Source organism: Saccharothrix sp. ST-888 (assembly GCF_000955975.1).
Lineage (GTDB): Bacteria > Actinomycetota > Actinomycetes > Streptomycetales > Streptomycetaceae > Kitasatospora.
Genome location: NZ_JYJF01000312.1, coordinates 1 through 762 on the forward strand (window position 1 = coordinate 1; position 762 = coordinate 762).

The 762-nt window shown below is 72.0% G+C and carries 1 protein-coding gene; it reads right to left on the minus strand.

The annotated features are described in order from the left end of the window. On the minus strand, positions 1-740 hold a 740-nt coding region (locus tag UK12_RS32825; RefSeq protein WP_231591482.1), incomplete at its 3' end, for a SpnB-like Rossmann fold domain-containing protein. Positions 741-762 lie beyond the last annotated feature (22 nt).

A 762-nucleotide genomic window follows, 5' to 3' on the forward strand; every position in this document is an offset into this window, starting at 1 on the left:
CCCGGGTTCTCCGACTGCGCCGAACGCAGCAGACCCCAGACCGCAGCCGACGCCAGGTCGAGCACAGCCTCCTCAGAAGAGACAGCCACCGCACCACGGGTCACCAGAACCAGCCGGGTGTCCGCGAGCAGATCCTCGGCCAGCCACTCCTGCACCAGCACCAGCGCGCGGTTCACCGCGCCATGCGTGGCAGCAGCCACATCCGGACCGGCCTCGGACAGCACCGGGACCACGATCGTCCCCGGCACCGACAGACCCGTCGCCACCGCCGCCCGCAACTCCGCCAGAGTCCCGAACAGCTCGGCATCACCCAGCCCGAGATCATCCCCGCCCAGCACAGTGACAACATCCGAGGACGCGACGGACGGCAGCGCCACACCCGCCCACTCCGGACGGAACAACGATTCCTGCGCACCGCCCGCACCCGCCAACTGGTCGGCCGCGAAAGGCCGCAGCACCAGCGACTCCACCGACGCGACCGGCACACCCGTACCATCCGCGACCGCCAGCGACACCGCATCCGCACCAGCCCGCGCCAGCCGCACCCGCAACTCCGAGGCACCCGCCGCGAACAGCGACACCCCCGACCACGCGAACGGCAACCTGCCCTGACCGGTCTCCTCCACCAGACCGCCGCCCAGCGCAACCGCGTGCAACGCCGCGTCCAGCAGCGCCGGGTGCAGACCGAACAGACCCGCCTCCGACCGGCCGGCCTCCGGCAGCGCCACCTCGGCGAACACCTCATCACCCAGCCGCCACGCC